The sequence below is a fragment of the Brevundimonas sp. Root1279 genome, from assembly GCF_001425945.1.
In the GTDB taxonomy this organism is placed as follows: domain Bacteria; phylum Pseudomonadota; class Alphaproteobacteria; order Caulobacterales; family Caulobacteraceae; genus Brevundimonas.
This window is the reverse complement of sequence record NZ_LMEB01000005.1, coordinates 149952-165215: the sequence shown is the minus strand read 5'-3', so window position 1 is coordinate 165215 and position 15264 is coordinate 149952. Positions and strand designations below refer to the sequence as shown.

At 70.3% G+C, this 15264-nt stretch carries 12 protein-coding genes; 10 read left to right on the top strand and 2 right to left on the bottom strand.

Annotated elements, in window-relative coordinates:
• Genes neuC through ASC65_RS06710 form a run of 4 tightly spaced genes read left to right on the top strand, consistent with a single transcriptional unit; the run spans nucleotide 1 to nucleotide 3783 of the window.
• Nucleotides 1-1131: a UDP-N-acetylglucosamine 2-epimerase gene (gene neuC / locus ASC65_RS06725; RefSeq protein WP_056450861.1), complete on the top strand. Its 1131-nt coding sequence runs from the start codon at nucleotides 1-3 to the stop codon at nucleotides 1129-1131.
• A 1-nt stretch (nucleotide 1132) separates the two neighbouring features.
• Nucleotides 1133-1741 carry a NeuD/PglB/VioB family sugar acetyltransferase gene (locus tag ASC65_RS06720; RefSeq protein ID WP_056450858.1) on the top strand — a complete coding sequence of 203 codons (609 nt, stop codon included), beginning with the start codon at nucleotides 1133-1135 and terminating at the stop codon, nucleotides 1739-1741.
• A complete protein-coding gene (locus ASC65_RS06715; RefSeq protein ID WP_056450855.1) occupies nucleotides 1742-3217 on the top strand; it encodes an aminotransferase class I/II-fold pyridoxal phosphate-dependent enzyme in 1476 nt (491 codons plus the stop codon).
• Nucleotides 3214-3783, top strand: a complete 570-nt coding sequence (locus tag ASC65_RS06710; RefSeq protein WP_442854120.1) for a sugar transferase — start codon at nucleotides 3214-3216, stop codon at nucleotides 3781-3783. The genes ASC65_RS06715 and ASC65_RS06710 overlap by 4 nt, the downstream gene beginning before the upstream one ends.
• An 18-nt stretch (nucleotides 3784-3801) precedes the next feature.
• Here the strand turns inward: ASC65_RS06710 and ASC65_RS06705 are convergent, their stop codons facing one another.
• The gene (locus tag ASC65_RS06705) at nucleotides 3802-5718 is read right to left on the bottom strand and encodes a UDP-N-acetylglucosamine 4,6-dehydratase family protein (RefSeq protein ID WP_056450852.1); all 1917 of its coding nucleotides are present in this window, start codon (nucleotides 5716-5718) and stop codon (nucleotides 3802-3804) included.
• Between the two features lie 381 nt (nucleotides 5719-6099).
• Between ASC65_RS06705 and ASC65_RS06700 the strand changes: the two genes are divergently transcribed.
• The 4 genes from ASC65_RS06700 to ASC65_RS06685 all read left to right on the top strand — a co-directional run bounded on the left by ASC65_RS06700 (nucleotide 6100) and on the right by ASC65_RS06685 (nucleotide 10918).
• Nucleotides 6100-8298, top strand: a complete 2199-nt coding sequence (locus ASC65_RS06700) for an AGE family epimerase/isomerase (RefSeq protein ID WP_056450849.1) — start codon at nucleotides 6100-6102, stop codon at nucleotides 8296-8298.
• Between the two features lie 88 nt (nucleotides 8299-8386).
• Entirely contained in the window at nucleotides 8387-9181 is a 795-nt protein-coding gene (locus tag ASC65_RS06695; protein WP_056450846.1) for a tyrosine-protein phosphatase, read from the top strand.
• Between the two features lie 20 nt (nucleotides 9182-9201).
• Nucleotides 9202-9891: a polysaccharide biosynthesis/export family protein gene (locus ASC65_RS06690; RefSeq protein ID WP_056450843.1), complete on the top strand. Its 690-nt coding sequence runs from the start codon at nucleotides 9202-9204 to the stop codon at nucleotides 9889-9891.
• 4 nt (nucleotides 9892-9895) lie between these two features.
• Nucleotides 9896-10918, top strand: a complete 1023-nt coding sequence (locus ASC65_RS06685) for a M48 family metalloprotease (RefSeq protein WP_056450842.1) — start codon at nucleotides 9896-9898, stop codon at nucleotides 10916-10918.
• On the opposite strand, the gene ASC65_RS06680 is transcribed toward ASC65_RS06685, so the two are convergent.
• Entirely contained in the window at nucleotides 10908-11354 is a 447-nt protein-coding gene (locus ASC65_RS06680) for a VanZ family protein (RefSeq protein ID WP_200939812.1), read from the bottom strand. The genes ASC65_RS06685 and ASC65_RS06680 overlap by 11 nt on opposite strands.
• 331 nt (nucleotides 11355-11685) lie before the next feature.
• Between ASC65_RS06680 and ASC65_RS06675 the strand changes: the two genes are divergently transcribed.
• A complete protein-coding gene (locus ASC65_RS06675; protein WP_082525910.1) occupies nucleotides 11686-13974 on the top strand; it encodes a GumC family protein in 2289 nt (762 codons plus the stop codon).
• On the top strand, nucleotides 13971-15251 hold the full coding sequence (locus ASC65_RS06670) for a hypothetical protein (RefSeq protein ID WP_156459581.1): 1281 nt from the start codon (nucleotides 13971-13973) through the stop codon (nucleotides 15249-15251). The genes ASC65_RS06675 and ASC65_RS06670 overlap by 4 nt, the downstream gene beginning before the upstream one ends.
• Nucleotides 15252-15264 lie beyond the last annotated feature (13 nt).

Genomic DNA, 15264 nt, shown 5'->3' with positions numbered 1-15264 from the left:
ATGCGGCGCATCTGCTACATCTCGGGCACGCGGGCCGACTTCGGCCTGATGCGGTCGACGCTGCAAATCCTGCGCGACCATCTGGAGCTGGAGCTCGCGGTCATCGTCACCGGCATGCACCTGTCGCCCTACTACGGGAACACGGTGGAGGAGATCGAGGCGGCCGGGCTGCGCATCGCCGGGCGGGTTCCAGTGCCGCTGGACCCCGCCACCGGGGCGACCATGGCGCGGAACATCGGGACCATGATCGCCGCCTTCACCGACATTCTGGAGAGCGAGCGCCCCGACGCGGTGCTGCTGCTCGGCGACCGGGGCGAGATGCTGGCCGGCGCGCTGGCGGCGATCCACCTGAACATCCCCGTCGCCCACATCCACGGGGGCGAGCGTTCGGGCACGGTGGACGAGCCGGTGCGGCACGCCATCTCCAAGCTCAGCCACCTGCATTTCGCGGCCACCGAGGAGGCCGCCGAGCGGCTGGTGCGGATGGGCGAGAGCCCGGCCAACATCCACGTCACCGGGGCGCCGGGGCTGGACGGACTAACCGACGACGACCTGCCCCCGCGCGACGAGGTGATCCGGCTGCACGGGCTGGATCCGGCGCGGCCCTTCGCCCTGATGGTCTACCACCCGGTGCTGCAGGAGGCGGAAACGGCCGCCGACGACGCGCGCCGCATCCTCGACGCCCTGCTTGCGGCGGGCCTTCAGGTGCTGGCCCTGCTCCCTAACGCCGATGCGGGCAGCGAGGGGGTGCGGGCGGTGTTGACCGAGGCCAAGGGCGCGCCCGGCCTGACCGTGCGCACGCACCTGGCGCGGCCGGCCTTCGTTGCGGCGATGGCCCATGCGGACCTGATGGTCGGCAACTCCAGCGCCGGCATCATCGAGGCGGCCAGCTTCGGCACGCCGGTGCTGAACGTCGGCCCGCGCCAGAACCTGCGCGAGCGTAATGCCAACGTGCTCGACGTGGCGGCGGACGAGGGCGCCTTGGCCGAAGGCGTGGCCGCCCTGCTGGCGCGCGGCCGGTCTGAGCCGGCCAATGTCTATGGCGATGGGCGGGCCGGCGAGCGCATCGCGCGGCTGCTGGCCGGCGCGCCGCTGGATGCCTCCCTCCTGATGAAGGTCAACGGGTACTGAGATGATCCATCTGATCGGCGCCGGAGGGCATGCACGCGTGGTGCTGGACGCCCTGATGGAGGGCGGCTCCAACCTGTCGACCGTGGTCGTCCGGGCGAACGACCCGGGCCCGCCGCTGTTGGGCCTGCCGGTCGAGATTCCGGAGATCGCCCCGTCGATGGCCGGCCTGTCCTTCCATGTCGCGATCGGCTCGGCGGCGGCGCGCCAGAAGCTGCACCACCGGGCCGAGGCGGCCGGGGCCGCGGCGATGACCGTGCGCCATCCGGCGGCGAGCGTGTCGCGCTCCGCCAGCGTCGGCGGCGGCAGCTTCATTGCGGCCCAGGCCGTGGTCGGACCCCAGGCCAGGCTGGGGCGAAGCGTGATCGTCAACCACGGAGCGGTCGTGGACCACGACTGCAGCGTCGGCGACTTCACCCATGTGGCGCCCAACGCCAGCCTCGGCGGCGGGGTGTCGGTCGGCGGACGCTGCCTGATCGGCGCGGGCGCCGTCGTCCTGCCCGGGGTCCGCATCGGCGACGACGTGACCGTCGGCGCCGGCGCCGTGGTCACCCGCGACATCGCCGCCCACCAGACCTGGACCGGCGTGCCCGCCGCCCCGAAAGCCTCCTGAATGACCGAAATCGAGACCTTCAGCGCCCCGCGCACCGCGACCATCCGCGACGCCATGGCGACCATCAACGCCTCGGGCATGCAGATGCTGCTGCTGGTCGACGCGGCCGGACGGTTCGAGCGCACCGTCACCGACGGCGACCTGCGCCGCCTGCTGCTCGCCGGTTCGGAAATGGGCGACACCCTGGAGCGGCTGCCGGCGCTGGAGTCGGTGACGGCGCCCGAGGTGGTCACCCGCAAGGCCGCCCTGGCCCTGATGGACGCCAACGAGATCAACCATCTGCCGCTGATCGACGACGAGGGCCGGGTGGTGCGGGTGCTGAACCGCCGCGACATCGGCGCGCCGATCCTGCTGTCGACGCCGCATATGGGCGAGGCGGAGCTGCAGTTCGTCGAGGAGGCCTTCCGCACCAACTGGATCGCCCCGTTGGGGCCGAACGTCGACGCCTTCGAACGCGAGATCGCGGCGCTGGCCGGGGTGAAGCACGCCGCCGCCGTCTCCTCGGGCACGGCCGCCATCCATCTCGCGGTGCGGATGCTCGGGGTGAAGCCGGGCGACAAGGTGTTCTGCTCGACCCTGACCTTCGCGGCCTCGGCCAATCCGATCGTCTACGAGGGCGGCGAGCCGGTCTTCATCGATTCCGAGCCGGACAGCTGGAACATGTCGCCGGCGGCGCTGGAGCGGGCCTTCGATGCGGCCGTCGCCGAGGGCTGGCTGCCCAAGGCGGTGATCGTCGTGAACCTGTACGGCCAGTCGGCCGACATGGATCCCCTGCTGGCCATCTGCAATCGGCACGGGGTGCCGGTGATCGAGGACGCGGCCGAGAGCCTGGGCGCGACCTACAAGGGCAAGGAGTCGGGCTCGTTCGGCCTGATGGGGGTCTTCTCGTTCAACGGCAACAAGATCATCACCACCTCGGGCGGCGGCATGCTGGTGTCCGACGACGAGGAGCTGATCAAGCAGGCGCGCTTCCTCTCGACCCAGGCGCGCGATCCGGCCCCGCACTATCAACACAGCCAGATCGGCTTCAACTATCGCATGTCGAACATCCTGGCCGGGGTCGGCCGCGGCCAGCTGGAGGTGCTGGGCCGGCGGGTCGAGGCGCGCCGGGCGGTGTACGAGGCGTACCGCGAGGGGCTGGCGGGCATTCCCGGCCTGGAGTTCCAGCCGGAGCCGGAGTGGAGCTGGTCGAACCGCTGGCTCTCGGCCCTGACCGTCGACCCGGAAGTCGCAGGGGTCACCGCGTCCGAAGTCATCCAGCGCCTCGCCGACGAGATGATCGAGTGCCGTCCGGTGTGGAAGCCGATGCACCTGCAGCCGGTGTTCAGCCACTGCCGCCACTTCGCCCACGGCAATGAGCCGGTGTCCGACCGAATCTTCGAGCGCGGCCTGTGCATGCCCTCGGGGTCGAACATGCGTCAGGATGAAATCGACCGCATCATCGACGCCATGCGCAAGGCCCTGAACGCCCGATGAGCGTGCTGAAACGCGGATTCGACATCGTCATGGCCGGCGGAGCCCTGGTCGCCCTGTCGCCGGTCATGCTGGCGACGGCGATCGCGGTGAAGGCGACGTCGAAGGGGCCGGCGATCTATTGGTCCGACCGGGTCGGCCGGGACAACCGGATCTTCAAGATGCCCAAATTCCGCTCGATGCGGATCGAGACCCCGGCCGTGGCCACCCACCTGCTGAGCGACACCACCGTCTGGCTGACGCCGATCGGCGGCTTCCTGCGCAAGTCCAGCCTCGACGAACTGCCGCAGCTGTGGAGCATCCTGGCCGGCGACATGTCGATCGTCGGGCCGCGCCCTGCCCTGTTCAACCAGGATGACCTGATCGCCCTGCGCACCGAGGCCGGGGTGCATCGCCTCCGACCGGGGCTGACCGGCTGGGCGCAGGTCAACGGCCGCGACGAGCTGCCCATCCCGGACAAGGTGCGGCTGGACGTCGAGTACATGAACACCCGCACCTTCGGCCTCGACCTCAAGACCATCTGGATGACGGTCGGCAAGGTGCTGCGGGCCAAGGACATCTCGCACTAGGGCGAGACGCGACGGCGATCAGGCCCGCCGGATGGGCACCACGGCGGGGCGTTCCTCGGTCGGAACGGCGCGGACCTGGGCCACGGTCTCGAAGATCAGGGCGCGGGCGGCGGCGGCGTCCCCCGAGCGCGCGATCCGCTCCAGCTTCTGCACCGTCTGCTCGGTCATGCGGGCGCCCTTGATGCGGTCGGTGACGCACATGAGGCTCTGGCCGCACATCTCCGACATCTCGCTGGAGTCGACCAGTTCTTCGAACAGCTTCTCGCCGGGGCGCAGGCCGGTGACCTCGATCTCGATGTCGCGGCCGGGGGTCTTGCCGGAGAGCTCGATCAGCTGGCGGGCCAGATCCATGATCTTCACCGGCTTGCCCATGTCGAGAACGAAGACGCCCAGCGGGCCGTCGGGCTGGTGCGCCGAATGGGCCGTGGCGTGCAGGACCAGCTGCACCGCCTCCGGGATGGTCATGAAGTAGCGCTCGATGTCCGGGTGGGTGACGGTCACCGGTCCGCCGCGCTCGATCTGGGCGCGGAAGGTCGGCACCACCGAGCCGGCCGAGCCGAGCACATTGCCGAAGCGGACGACGCTGAAGCGCGTATTGCCCTCGCTGGTCTGCTGGGCGCGGACCACGGCCTCGGCCAGGCGCTTGGTGGCGCCCATGACGTTCGGCGGATCGACGGCCTTGTCGGTCGAGATGAAGACCATGTGCTTCACCCCGGCGGCGTTGGCGCTCTCGGCCACATTCCAGGTGCCGACGACATTGGTGAGCACGCTCTCACACGGATGGCGCTCCATCAGCGGCACGTGCTTGAGGGCGGCGGCGTGGAAGACGATGTCGGGACGCTCGCCGTCGAAGCACTCGTGCAGCAGGGCCTTGTTGCGGACGTCGTGCAGATATTCGCGGCGCGACAGGGTCGGCCAGCGGTCGCCGATCTCCTGGTCGATGGTGAACAGGCCGAATTCCGAATGATCCAGCATGGCCAGGTGGCCGCAGCCGAGGCTGGCGACCTGGCGGCAGATCTCCGAGCCGATCGAGCCGCCCGCGCCGGTGACCAGCACGCGGCGGCCGGCGACCAGGGCGCGCAGGGGCGAGTCGTCGAGGCGCACCGGCGCGCGGGCGAGGAGCTCCTCGAACTTGAACTCGCGCATGACCGTGTCGTCGGCGCCGGCGCCGACTTCGACCAGGCTGGGAGTGCGCAGCAGGTGCACGCCGCGGGCGCGCAGCTGGCCCAGGCGCTCGACCCCGAAGTCCGACGGGGTGATGGCGTCGTCGAGGAAGACCAGGGCCGGATCGACGCCGCGGTTGAGGAAGTCGTCCAGGACGTCGGCGGCCGGCTTGACCCCGGACAGCACCTTGGCGCCGCGCAGCTCGCGAGCGGTGGTTCCAGCGGTGTCGGTGACGATGCCGGCCGGGCGATAGTCCCCGCCCCCGCGGGACAGCTCGCGCAGGAAGGTGTCGACGCGGTCCATGCGCCCGACCAGGATCAGGGGCGTGCGGTCGTCATGCTTGCCGACGAACGGCGCCAGGGTGCGCAGCGCCTCCTTGTCGTGGACGATGCGACGCGCCAGCACCAGCGCCAGGGTCAGGATGATGTCGAGGACCGGCAGGACCAGCATGGTCGAGCGCGGCAGCGAGGCCCCGCGCTCGAGGAAGAAGTTGAAGGCCAGGAAGATGGCCGCCGACAGCACGGAGGTGCGCACGATCGGTCCGATGTCGACGATCGAGACGTATCGCCACAGGGCGCGGTCGGTTCGGAAGAACAGGTCGAGGCCGAAGCCGAGGACGGCGAAGGCGGCGGCGTGCACCCAGGCGGCGTCGATGGACTGCAGGATGGCCCCCGGCGTCACGCCGTGGCCCGAGGCCAGCAGATAGGCGCCGATGACGGCGACGAAGCGGATCGTCGCCCGCAACGTGACCTTCAGCGCCCGGATCGCCAAGATATTCGCAATACCCAAGTCAGTTACGCCCGGCGTCAGGTCCGTCAGCCCCGCCGCCACCCTTATCGGACGGCCGCCTTAAGGCACTGTGACGAAGCCTTGCCGGTCCCCTTCATCCAACGTCGATCAGTCCGGATTCATCGCGCCCCGCGCGACACCCCGAACGGCCTGCAATGGCCAACTTCCGGAAAAGTTCCCGCCTCTTAGCTCCTTACGGCAAAGCTGTCACCTTGCTGCCACGCCGCACCCGGACAGGGCCGGGATTCCGGGGGCCGAAGGCGACTCCCGCCGACGGGCGGCGCACCCGGACGCAACCGGGGCGAGACGGCGGCGCGCGAAGCCTCTAGAAAGCCGATCAGGAGCGACGGCCCCGGGGGAAAGATGACGATCTATCCGGTGATCATGTGCGGCGGCGCAGGCTCGCGCCTGTGGCCCGCCTCCCGTCCCGGACGGCCGAAACAGTTCCTCGCGCTCGCCGGCGAACACTCCCTGTTCCAGAGCACGGTCCTGCGGGTCGCGCCGCTGGCGGCCGACGGCCGGATCATCGTCGTCGCCGGCGCGAGCCACGCCTCCTCCATCGCCGCCCAGCTGGCGGACATCGAGACCGAGGCGGTGGTCCTGCTCGAACCCGAGGCGCGCGACTCCGGCCCGGCCATGGCCGCCGCCGCCGCCTTCGTCCAACGGCTCGACCCGGACGGCGTCGCCGCCATCATCGCCTCCGACCACCATATCCCGGACGGTGAAGCCTTCCGCCAGGCGGTGCTGACTGCCGCCGAGGAGGCCCGGCGCGGCCGCATCGTCACCCTGGGCGTGACCCCGACCCTCGCTTCCTCCGCCTATGGCTACATCTGCCCGGCCGGCCCCGGTCTGGCGCCGGTCAGCCGCTTCGTCGAGAAGCCGGACCCCGACACCGCCGCCCGCTACGTCCGCGAGGGCTTCCTGTGGAACAGCGGCAACTTCATCGTCGCCGCCCGCACCCTCATGGAAGAGCTGGCCGCCCACGCCCCGGCCATCGGCGAGGCCGCCGAAGCCGCCCTGCCGCCGGGCGAGACGGGGCCGATGGTGCGCCTGACCGACGCCTTCCGCGCCGCGCCGAAGATCTCGATCGACTACGCCGTCATGGAGAAGAGCGACCGCACCTCCGTGCTGCCGGTCGACTTCGCCTGGTCCGACCTCGGCGCCTGGGACTCCGTGCTGGACACCGGGACCGGCCAGTCCGGTCTGCATATCGCCATCGACAGCGAGGGCACCCTGGTCCGCGCCGCCAGCGGCATGGTCGTGGCCACCCTGGGCGTCTCGAACATCGCCATCGTCGCCGAGCCGGACGCGGTGCTGGTGTGCGACCTGGCCCAGGCCCAGCAGGTCAAGGTGCTGGTCGACCGCATCAAGGCCGAGGCTCCGCGCCACGCCGACGTGCCCGACGACCGCGACCCGGCCCCCTGGGCGCGCTTCGGCGACTGGATGCGCACCGCCGCCCTGCCGATCTGGAGCACGCTGGGCGTCCACGCCGACGGATCCTTCGTCGAGGCCCTGACGCTGCAAGGCCGGCCGCAGGAGACGCGGCGGCGGGCGCGGGTCCAGACCCGCCAGCTGTTCGTGCTGTGCCGCGCCGGGGCACTGGGCTGGCAGGGGCCGTGGCGCGAGCGGGTCGAGACCGGCCTCGACCGCTTCCTGGCCGGCTACGTCCGACCGGACGGCGCGATCCGCAATGCGCTCAATCCTGATGGCACCGTGCAGGACGACGCCGTCGTCCTCTACGAACAGGCCTTCGCTCTGCTGGCCCTGGCCACCGCCCATGCCGCCGGCATTCAGACCGATCGCTGCGAGGCCCAGGCGAGGGTCATGCTCGACCGGCTGGAGGCCGAGCAGCTGGCCGACGGCGGATGGCGCGAGAGCGGCGACCATCCCTTCCAGGCCAACGCCAACATGCACCTGTTCGAAGCCGCCCAAGCCTGGGCGGCGCGCGGCGTCGACCGGCGCTGGGACGGGATCGCCGACGCGATCGCGGCGCTGGCGCTCAGTCGCTTCATTGACGCCGAACGCGGTTTCCTGCGCGAGTTCTTCGACGCCGACTGGCGCCCCGCGGCCGGCGACGACGGCCGACTGGTCGAGCCCGGCCATCAGTTCGAATGGAGCTTCCTTTTGTCGCGCCACGCGCTGGCCCGCGGCGACGAGCGCGCCATGGCTGCGGCCCGCCGGCTCTACGGTCACGGCCTGCGCGGCATCGACCCACGGCGCGGCGTCGCCATCGACCAGCTCGACGACAGCCTGAAGGTCCGCAGCCCGGTCGCCCGTCTGTGGCCCCAGACCGAATGGCTGCGCGCAGCCCTGAACATGGCGGCCCTCACCGACGATGGAGAACGCACCCAGCGGCTGGTCGAAGCCGACGCCGCGGTGCGCGGCCTGGCCCTCTATCTCCAGCCCAACGGAACGTGGCGCGACAAGCTGAACCCCGACGGAGGCTTCATCGACGAGCCGGCGCCGGCCAGTTCGCTCTATCACATCACCGGGGCCTTCGATCAGGTGTGCCTGGCCGCCGTCGAAGGACTGATCGAGTCTGCACCGAAGGGATTGAACTAAAGTCGCAAAGCCGCGTTAGGGGTCAGCTCCGGGGGGCGCTCTTCAATCACCGCAGGCGCCTGACACGGCGCCCGACCACGAGACCGATGTGATCGACCTTCACTGCCATATCCTGCCGGGCATCGATGACGGCGCCCCCGATCTCGAGACCTCGCTCGAGATGGCGCGGATGGCTGTCGCCGACGGCATCACGGTCACCGCCTGCACCCCGCACATGATGCCGGGCTATTACGAGAACACTTCGGAAGGCGTGCGCGCCGCCGTGGTCGCCCTGCAGGCTGAACTCGACAACGCGGACATTCCGCTGCGCCTGGTCACCGGCGCCGACGTGCATCTGGTGCCCGGCCTGGCCGGCGGACTGCGCGACGGGTCCAAGCTGACCCTGGCGGACAGCCGCTATTTCCTGTTCGAGCCGCCCCACAACACCGCCCCGCCGCGCATGGCCGACGCCGTGTTCGACTGCATGGCCGCCGGCTTCCATCCGCTGATCACCCATCCCGAGCGCCTGCGCTGGATCGAGGACCACTACGAGCTGATGGTCCAGATGGCCGAAGCCGGCGCCTGGATGCAGATCACCGCCGGCTCGATCACCGGCCGCTTCGGCAAGCGCACCCAGTACTGGGCCGAGCGGATGGTCGACGAGGGCATCGTCCACATCCTGGCCACCGACGCGCACAATCTGCGCAGCCGTTCGCCCGTGCTCTCGCAGGCCGTAGAAGCGGTCGCCGAGCGCCTCGGCGAAGAGGCTGCGAAAGACATGGTGTTGACCCGACCCCTCGCCGTGCTGGACAACGAGTCGCCTGCAACGGTTCCGGCCGCAGTCGGCGCCCGTCGTCAGGCTTCGCGGCCGGGCTTCTTCAAACGCCTGTTCAAGGCCGCCTGAGCATCAAGGTACCGTCCCCTATGAAGCGTTTTCTTCCCCTGGTCCTGGTCGCCGCTCTGCTTTCGGCCTGCGGCGGTCCGAAAATGGACGTGCAGCAGATGACGGCGGCCCAGCCGAGCAATCTGCAGTTCGCCCAGGCCTCCGCCGCGGCGATCGGCGAATACCGCATCGGCGTCAGCGACAAGCTGGCGGTGCGGGTCTTCCAGGTGCCGGACCTGTCGTTCGACCAGCTGACCGTCGACACTTCGGGCAATATCCAGATGCCGCTGATCGGCGCCGTCCGCGCCACCGGCATGACGTCGGGCGAACTCGGCGCCGCGATCGCCGATAAGCTCAGCGCCCAGTACCTGCGCAATCCGCAGGTCACCGTCACCGTCACCCAGGCGGCCAGCCAGAAGATCACCATCGACGGCGCCGTCATCAAGCCGGGCGTCTACGAGATGCGCGGCTCGACCTCGCTGCTCCAGGCCGTCGCGATGGCCGAAGGGCCCAGCCGCGTCGCCGATCTGACCCAGGTCGCCGTGTTCCGCTACATCAACGGGCAGCGCTCGGTGGCCCTGTTCGACCTGCGCGCCATTCGCCAGGGCCGAGCGGATGATCCGGCCGTCCTCGGCGACGACATCATCGTGGTCGACACCTCGCAGATGAACAGCGCCATGCGCGAAATCGTCGGCGCCCTGCCCGCGCTGTCGATCTTCCGACCGTTCTGATCCGTTGCGGTCGCTCGCCCGCCTCGCTGCTGCGGGAGTCCTGGGCGCGGCCCTGGTCGCGGCGGGCTGCAACGGCGGACCGCCTCACGAAACGGCGCCGGCCGAGCCGCCGGCCTCGCCAGAGGCGCGGCTCGAGGGCCTGACGGCTCTGGACGCTCGCGTCGCCTCGGTCTCCTGGACCCTGGCCAAGGCCAATGCCGACCTCTGCCCGGTCAGCCGCCAGCGCGCCGGCTGGACCCTGCATTCAGCCAGCCAGTACGGCGCCGAGCTGCGCCCCCTGGCCGAGCGCCGCTTCGGCCTGGAGGGCGATCTTCCCGGCATCCTGGTGGCGCCGTCCGACAGCCCAGCCGCCAAGGCCGGCCTGGCGCCCGGGGATCTGATCGTCGCCGTCAACGGACAGGCCCTGGCCGCCGGCGCCGGAGGCGCGGGAGAGTCGTATGACGGGCTGAAGGCCAATATCGCCGTCGTCGACGGCGCCCTGTCCCGTGGACCGGCGCAGCTGACTGTTCGTCGCGACGGCGCCGACCGCACGGTCGAACTGAGGCCGGTGCTGGCCTGCGCCTATGACACCCAGGTCGACATCTCGGACACGCCCCGCAGCCGGTTCGACGGGCGTCATGTCTTCATCACCAACACCATGGCCGAGCTGGCCCGAAACGATGACGAACTGGCCTTCGCCCTCGGTCACGAACTCGCGCACGGCGTCCTGGAGCACCGGACCCAGCCGGACGTCACCGGCGTGAAGGGCGCGTCGAACTGGGCGATCTCGATGCGTCGGGGCCTGTCGCTCTCGGCGGAGGCCGACGCCGACAAGATGGGCGTCTATCTGGTCACGCGCGCCGGCTTCGACCCGTATCAGGGCATCGAGTTCCTGAGCCGGCTGGAGGAGGCCAACCCGCTCCTGCGCTCGCCGCAGGTCAATATGGGCGGAATCTACGAAGGCACCTCGACCCGCCGCCGGGCGCTGCAGCCGACCCTGACCGAGGTGACCGCCCGAAAGGCGGACGGGCGCGCCCTCATCCCCTGACCGGCCGCGTCGCCCAGACGCGCAGCACGAGCAGACCGGCCGCGATTCCGACCGCGTCGGCGACCACATCCCAGACGTCGGCGTCGCGCCCGATTGCGGGCAGGCCCTGGATCAATTCGATGCCGATCCCGGCGCCCAGCATGAGGGCGGCCAGAGCCACCGGCCCAAGGCGCGGCCAGCCTCGTCCGGCGAGCACGGTCAGCACCAGAAAGGCCGCGGCGTGATGCAATTTGTCCCAGGGAAGACCCGGTTCGACCCGCGGCACGGGGCGAAACGCGAGCCAGCTCATCACCGCCGCCCAAATCGACGTTACGGTACGGAACAGCCTGCGTTCCCGCCCGTTGATGCCCCTAAGTTCGGGGCTGGCATCATCTACGCCTGTCATGGAATTGGATTCACGTCTCTCGGGGAAGATTGGGACGATGGCGGCACGCAACGGCAGGAGCGGACAGGGCGAGCCGGAGAGCCGAAGGGGCCCGGAGCCGGTATCCTATCTCCCCCGCACCGCGGGCCTCTACAGCGAAGTGACTTGGGACCGGAATTGGTCGACCCGCCCGCGCCGCCCGAGAGCGAACGCCGGCGACGCTGAATCGCCGCTACCCCCGGCGGAATAGGACCTGACGGCTTGACCTGCCCCGCCGCCCCGCCGACAAGTCTGGGCGAACTGGCGAGGCCGCCCCGAAAAGCCGGGCGAATTCTTGTGCGTGCGGCGAGGCTTTGCGATAGCCTCGCACGTACCGTGACCGGCGGCTGCGGCCGCCAAACGTATGAGCGACTGCATGATGCTGGGCGATCCCTCCGCCGACGACCGTAACCTCCGCACCGGCCGGGCTCCTGCCCCGTTCGGAGACTCGGTCTACGACGACATGCACAACGCCGTCTGGACGGGCGAGGAGCCGCACGAACAGCCGGCGTTCGATCTCGCCTCCTACTGGCGGATGGCGATCAAGCACCGGATCCTGATCATCGGCTGCTTCATCGGCGCCCTGGTCATCGGGGCCGCCATCACCATGCTGATGACGCCGATCTACACCGCCCAGGCGACCCTGCAGATCGATCGCGAAGCCGCCCGCGTCTTCACCTCGGAAGACGTCACCCCGCGCGAGAGCATGAGCCAGGGCGAGGAATTCTATCAGACCCAGTACGGCCTGCTGCGCAGCCGCTCCCTGGCCGAACGCGTGGTCGAGGGCCTCGGCCTGGCCAGCTCGGACCGCGCCCTCGAGGCGCTGGGCGTCGAGGCGCCGGCGCGCACCGGCACCGCCGCGGCCCAGGCCGAGCGCCGCCGCAACCTGGCGATCGCCACCCTGCAGGCCAATCTGAGCGTCACCCCGGTGCGCGGCTCGCGCCTGGTCGCCATCGGCTATGACAACCCCGATCCGGTCGTCGCCGCCCGCGTCGCCAACGGCTTCGCCGAGAACTTCATCCAGGCCAACCTGGACCGGAAGTACGAGAGCTCGTCCTACGCTCGCGAATTCCTCGAAGAGCGGATCGCCCAGACCAAGGGCCGCCTCGAAGAGGCCGAGCGCCAACTGGTCGCCTACGCGGCCAACCAGCAGATCATCAACGTCGGCGAACCGAGCGAAGGCGGCCAGGGCGCCGGCGAGGCCCAGTCGCTGGCCTCGAACAACCTGGTCGCCCTGAACAGCTCGCTGGCCTCGGCCCGCGCCGCCCGCGTGGCCGCCGAAGAGAAGTGGCGCTCGGCCCGTTCGTCGCAGATCATGACCCTGCCGGAAGTCCTGCAGAACCCGTCGATCCAGCGCCTGACCGAGCAACGCGCCGCCCTGGAGGCCGAGTACCAGCAGAAGGCCAGCCTCTATCAGGCCGACTATCCGGAAATGCAGCGCCTGCGCGGCCAGATCAGTGAAGTCGACGGCCAGATCCAGGCCCTCGCCGCCAATATCCGCGCCTCGATCCAGAGCGAGTATGTCATCGCCGCCAACCAGGAGCGCTCGCTCCAGGGCCAGGTGAACGGCCTGAAGGGCGACGTGCTGGACCTGCGCGACCGCTCGATCCAGTACAACATCCTGCAGCGCGAGCTGGACACGACCCGCACGCTCTATGAAGGCCTGCTGCAGCGCTACAAGGAAGTCGGCGTCACCGGCGACATCACGGCCAACAACATCTCGATCGTCGACAACGCCCGCCCGCCGGCCGGACCGTCGAAGCCGAACCTGATGATCAACCTGGCGCTCGCCGCCCTGTTCGGCATCGGTCTGGGCGTCATCGCGGCCCTGGTGCTGGAAGCCCTCGACGAGAGCCTGGCGACCCCGGACGACGTCGAGAAGAAGCTTGGCGTTCCGGTCCTGGGCGTGGTGCCGCTGCTGGAGAAGGGCCAGACCACGGCCGCGGCCCTGGCCGACATCCGGTCCGGCTTCTCCGAAGCCTACTACTCGCTGCGAACGGCGCTGCAGTTCTCGACGCCCGAGGGCGCGCCCGCCAGCCTGCTGGTGTCCAGCGCCCGCCCGGCCGAGGGCAAGTCGACCACGGCCTACGCCGTCGCGCTCAACCTCGCCCGGGTCGGCAAGCGCGTGCTGCTGATCGACGGCGACCTGCGCAATCCGTCGATGCACCGTGTCGTCGGCGTCGACAACGACCGCGGCATGAGCAACCTGCTGTCGGGTTCGTCGGATCTGAACACCGTCGTCCAGCGCACCCGTCAGGACAATCTGTTCTTCATCCCCTGCGGCCCGCTGCCGCCGAACCCGGCCGAACTGTGGGGCAGCGACCGCTTCCGCCAGTTCCTGGCCGAGGCCCGCAACAACTTCGACCACGTCGTCGTCGACGGCCCGCCGGTGCTGGGCTTCGCGGACTCCCCGCTGCTGTCCGCGACCGTGGGCGGGGTCCTGTTCGTGCTCGAGTCGCGCGGCACCCGTCGCGGCCAGGCGCGCGGCGCCCTGCGCCGTCTGCGGGTCGGCCGCGCCCGCCTGCTCGGCGCGGTGCTGACCAAGTTCAACGCCAAGACGACCACCTACGGTGGGTACGACTACGCGTATGACTACAACTACGGCGGCGATCACAGCCCCGAAGCCAAGACCAAGAAGGCCAAGAAGGCTTGAGAGACCAGACGGACCCCTCGGCCGCTCCGCTCGCGCGCCGCATGGGCAAGGTCGGCGAATACGCCCCCTACGTCCTGACGGTCGGGGCCGTGTGGCTGGCCTGGCAGGTCCTTCTGCAACCCGCGATCCTGCGCGCGCCGCCTGAGATGGCGGTGCGCGTGGCCCCCGGGTCTCCGACCGTCCTGCGGCGCGCGGCTGAGGCCGAGTTCGCGGCGGGGGTCAACGCCAAGGCCAAGACGGGAGCCGAAGACTCGCGCCGCTTCGCCAACGCCGGCTCCCTGGCCCGCGACGTTCTGGCCAAGGCGCCGTTCGACGTCCGCGCCCTGCGCGTCGTCGGCCTCAGCGAGGCCAAGGCCGGACGCGACGTTGCGGCCGACGAGATCCTGACCCTGGCCGGAAACTGGAGCCTGCGGGACGATCCCGCCCACGCCTGGCTGGTCGAGAACCGGCTGAAGCGCGGCGACTACGCCTCCTCCTTCGCCCACGCCGATACCCTGGTCCGGCGCCGCGAGGACATCCGCCCGCGCGTCTTCCGCCTGTTCACCCTGGCGAGCTCAGCCGATCCGCAGCGCGCCCTCCCCCAGGTCGCCGCCCTGCTCGACAAGCGCCCGCCCTGGCGGCAGTCCTACCTCGACAGCCTGTACGGCACGACTGAAGGGCTGCAGGTCGCTGCGACGCTGGCGGTCATGCTCCAGAAGGGCAAGGCGCCGCTGACCAATGAAGAGCTGAGCCAGCTCTACATGCACCTCATCGAGAAGGGCCAGTTGCCGGCGCTGCGCACCGTGCGCGCCAGCCTCAACCGGCCGCCTGCCGCCAACGTCTCCAACGGCGGCTTCGACACCCCCGACATTCCCGCGCCCTTCCAATGGCGCCTGGCCCAGGAGGCGGGCGTCACCGTCGAGATGGTGGCCGACGACGTCCGCCCCGCCGACACCGCCCTTCGGGTCGACTACGACGGCTATTCCTCCGTTCACGTGGCGGAACAGCTGATGTTCCTGGCGCCCGGCCGCTACCGGCTGACGGCGGAAGCGCGCGCCGAGGCCGGCGATCCGGGTCGGCGGCTGGCCTGGACCGTGACCTGCGCCCCCGGCGATCTGACCATTTTGAGCACCCCTGTCGCGCCCACGCCGGCCGAGGTCTGGACCCCGATCGCGGCCGAATTCACCGTCCCCGCCTCCTGCCCCGGACAGTGGCTGCGGGTGGCGTCCCGGGCGGGCGAACGGCGCGTCAACACCATCGCCTGGATCGATCGCGTCGCGGTCACTGCGGTACGATAAGACCGTCCGTAAA

What these genes read in the sequence shown, in the direction of transcription:
- neuC (WP_056450861.1), top strand. Translation starts at nt 1, where the DNA reads ATGCGGCGCATCTGCTACATCTCGGGCACGCGGGCCGACTTCGGCCTG.
- ASC65_RS06720 (WP_056450858.1), top strand. Translation starts at nt 1,133, where the DNA reads ATGATCCATCTGATCGGCGCCGGAGGGCATGCACGCGTGGTGCTGGAC.
- ASC65_RS06715 (WP_056450855.1), top strand. Translation starts at nt 1,742, where the DNA reads ATGACCGAAATCGAGACCTTCAGCGCCCCGCGCACCGCGACCATCCGC.
- ASC65_RS06710 (WP_442854120.1), top strand. Translation starts at nt 3,214, where the DNA reads ATGAGCGTGCTGAAACGCGGATTCGACATCGTCATGGCCGGCGGAGCC.
- ASC65_RS06700 (WP_056450849.1), top strand. Translation starts at nt 6,100, where the DNA reads ATGACGATCTATCCGGTGATCATGTGCGGCGGCGCAGGCTCGCGCCTG.
- ASC65_RS06690 (WP_056450843.1), top strand. Translation starts at nt 9,202, where the DNA reads ATGAAGCGTTTTCTTCCCCTGGTCCTGGTCGCCGCTCTGCTTTCGGCC.
- ASC65_RS06675 (WP_082525910.1), top strand. Translation starts at nt 11,686, where the DNA reads ATGAGCGACTGCATGATGCTGGGCGATCCCTCCGCCGACGACCGTAAC.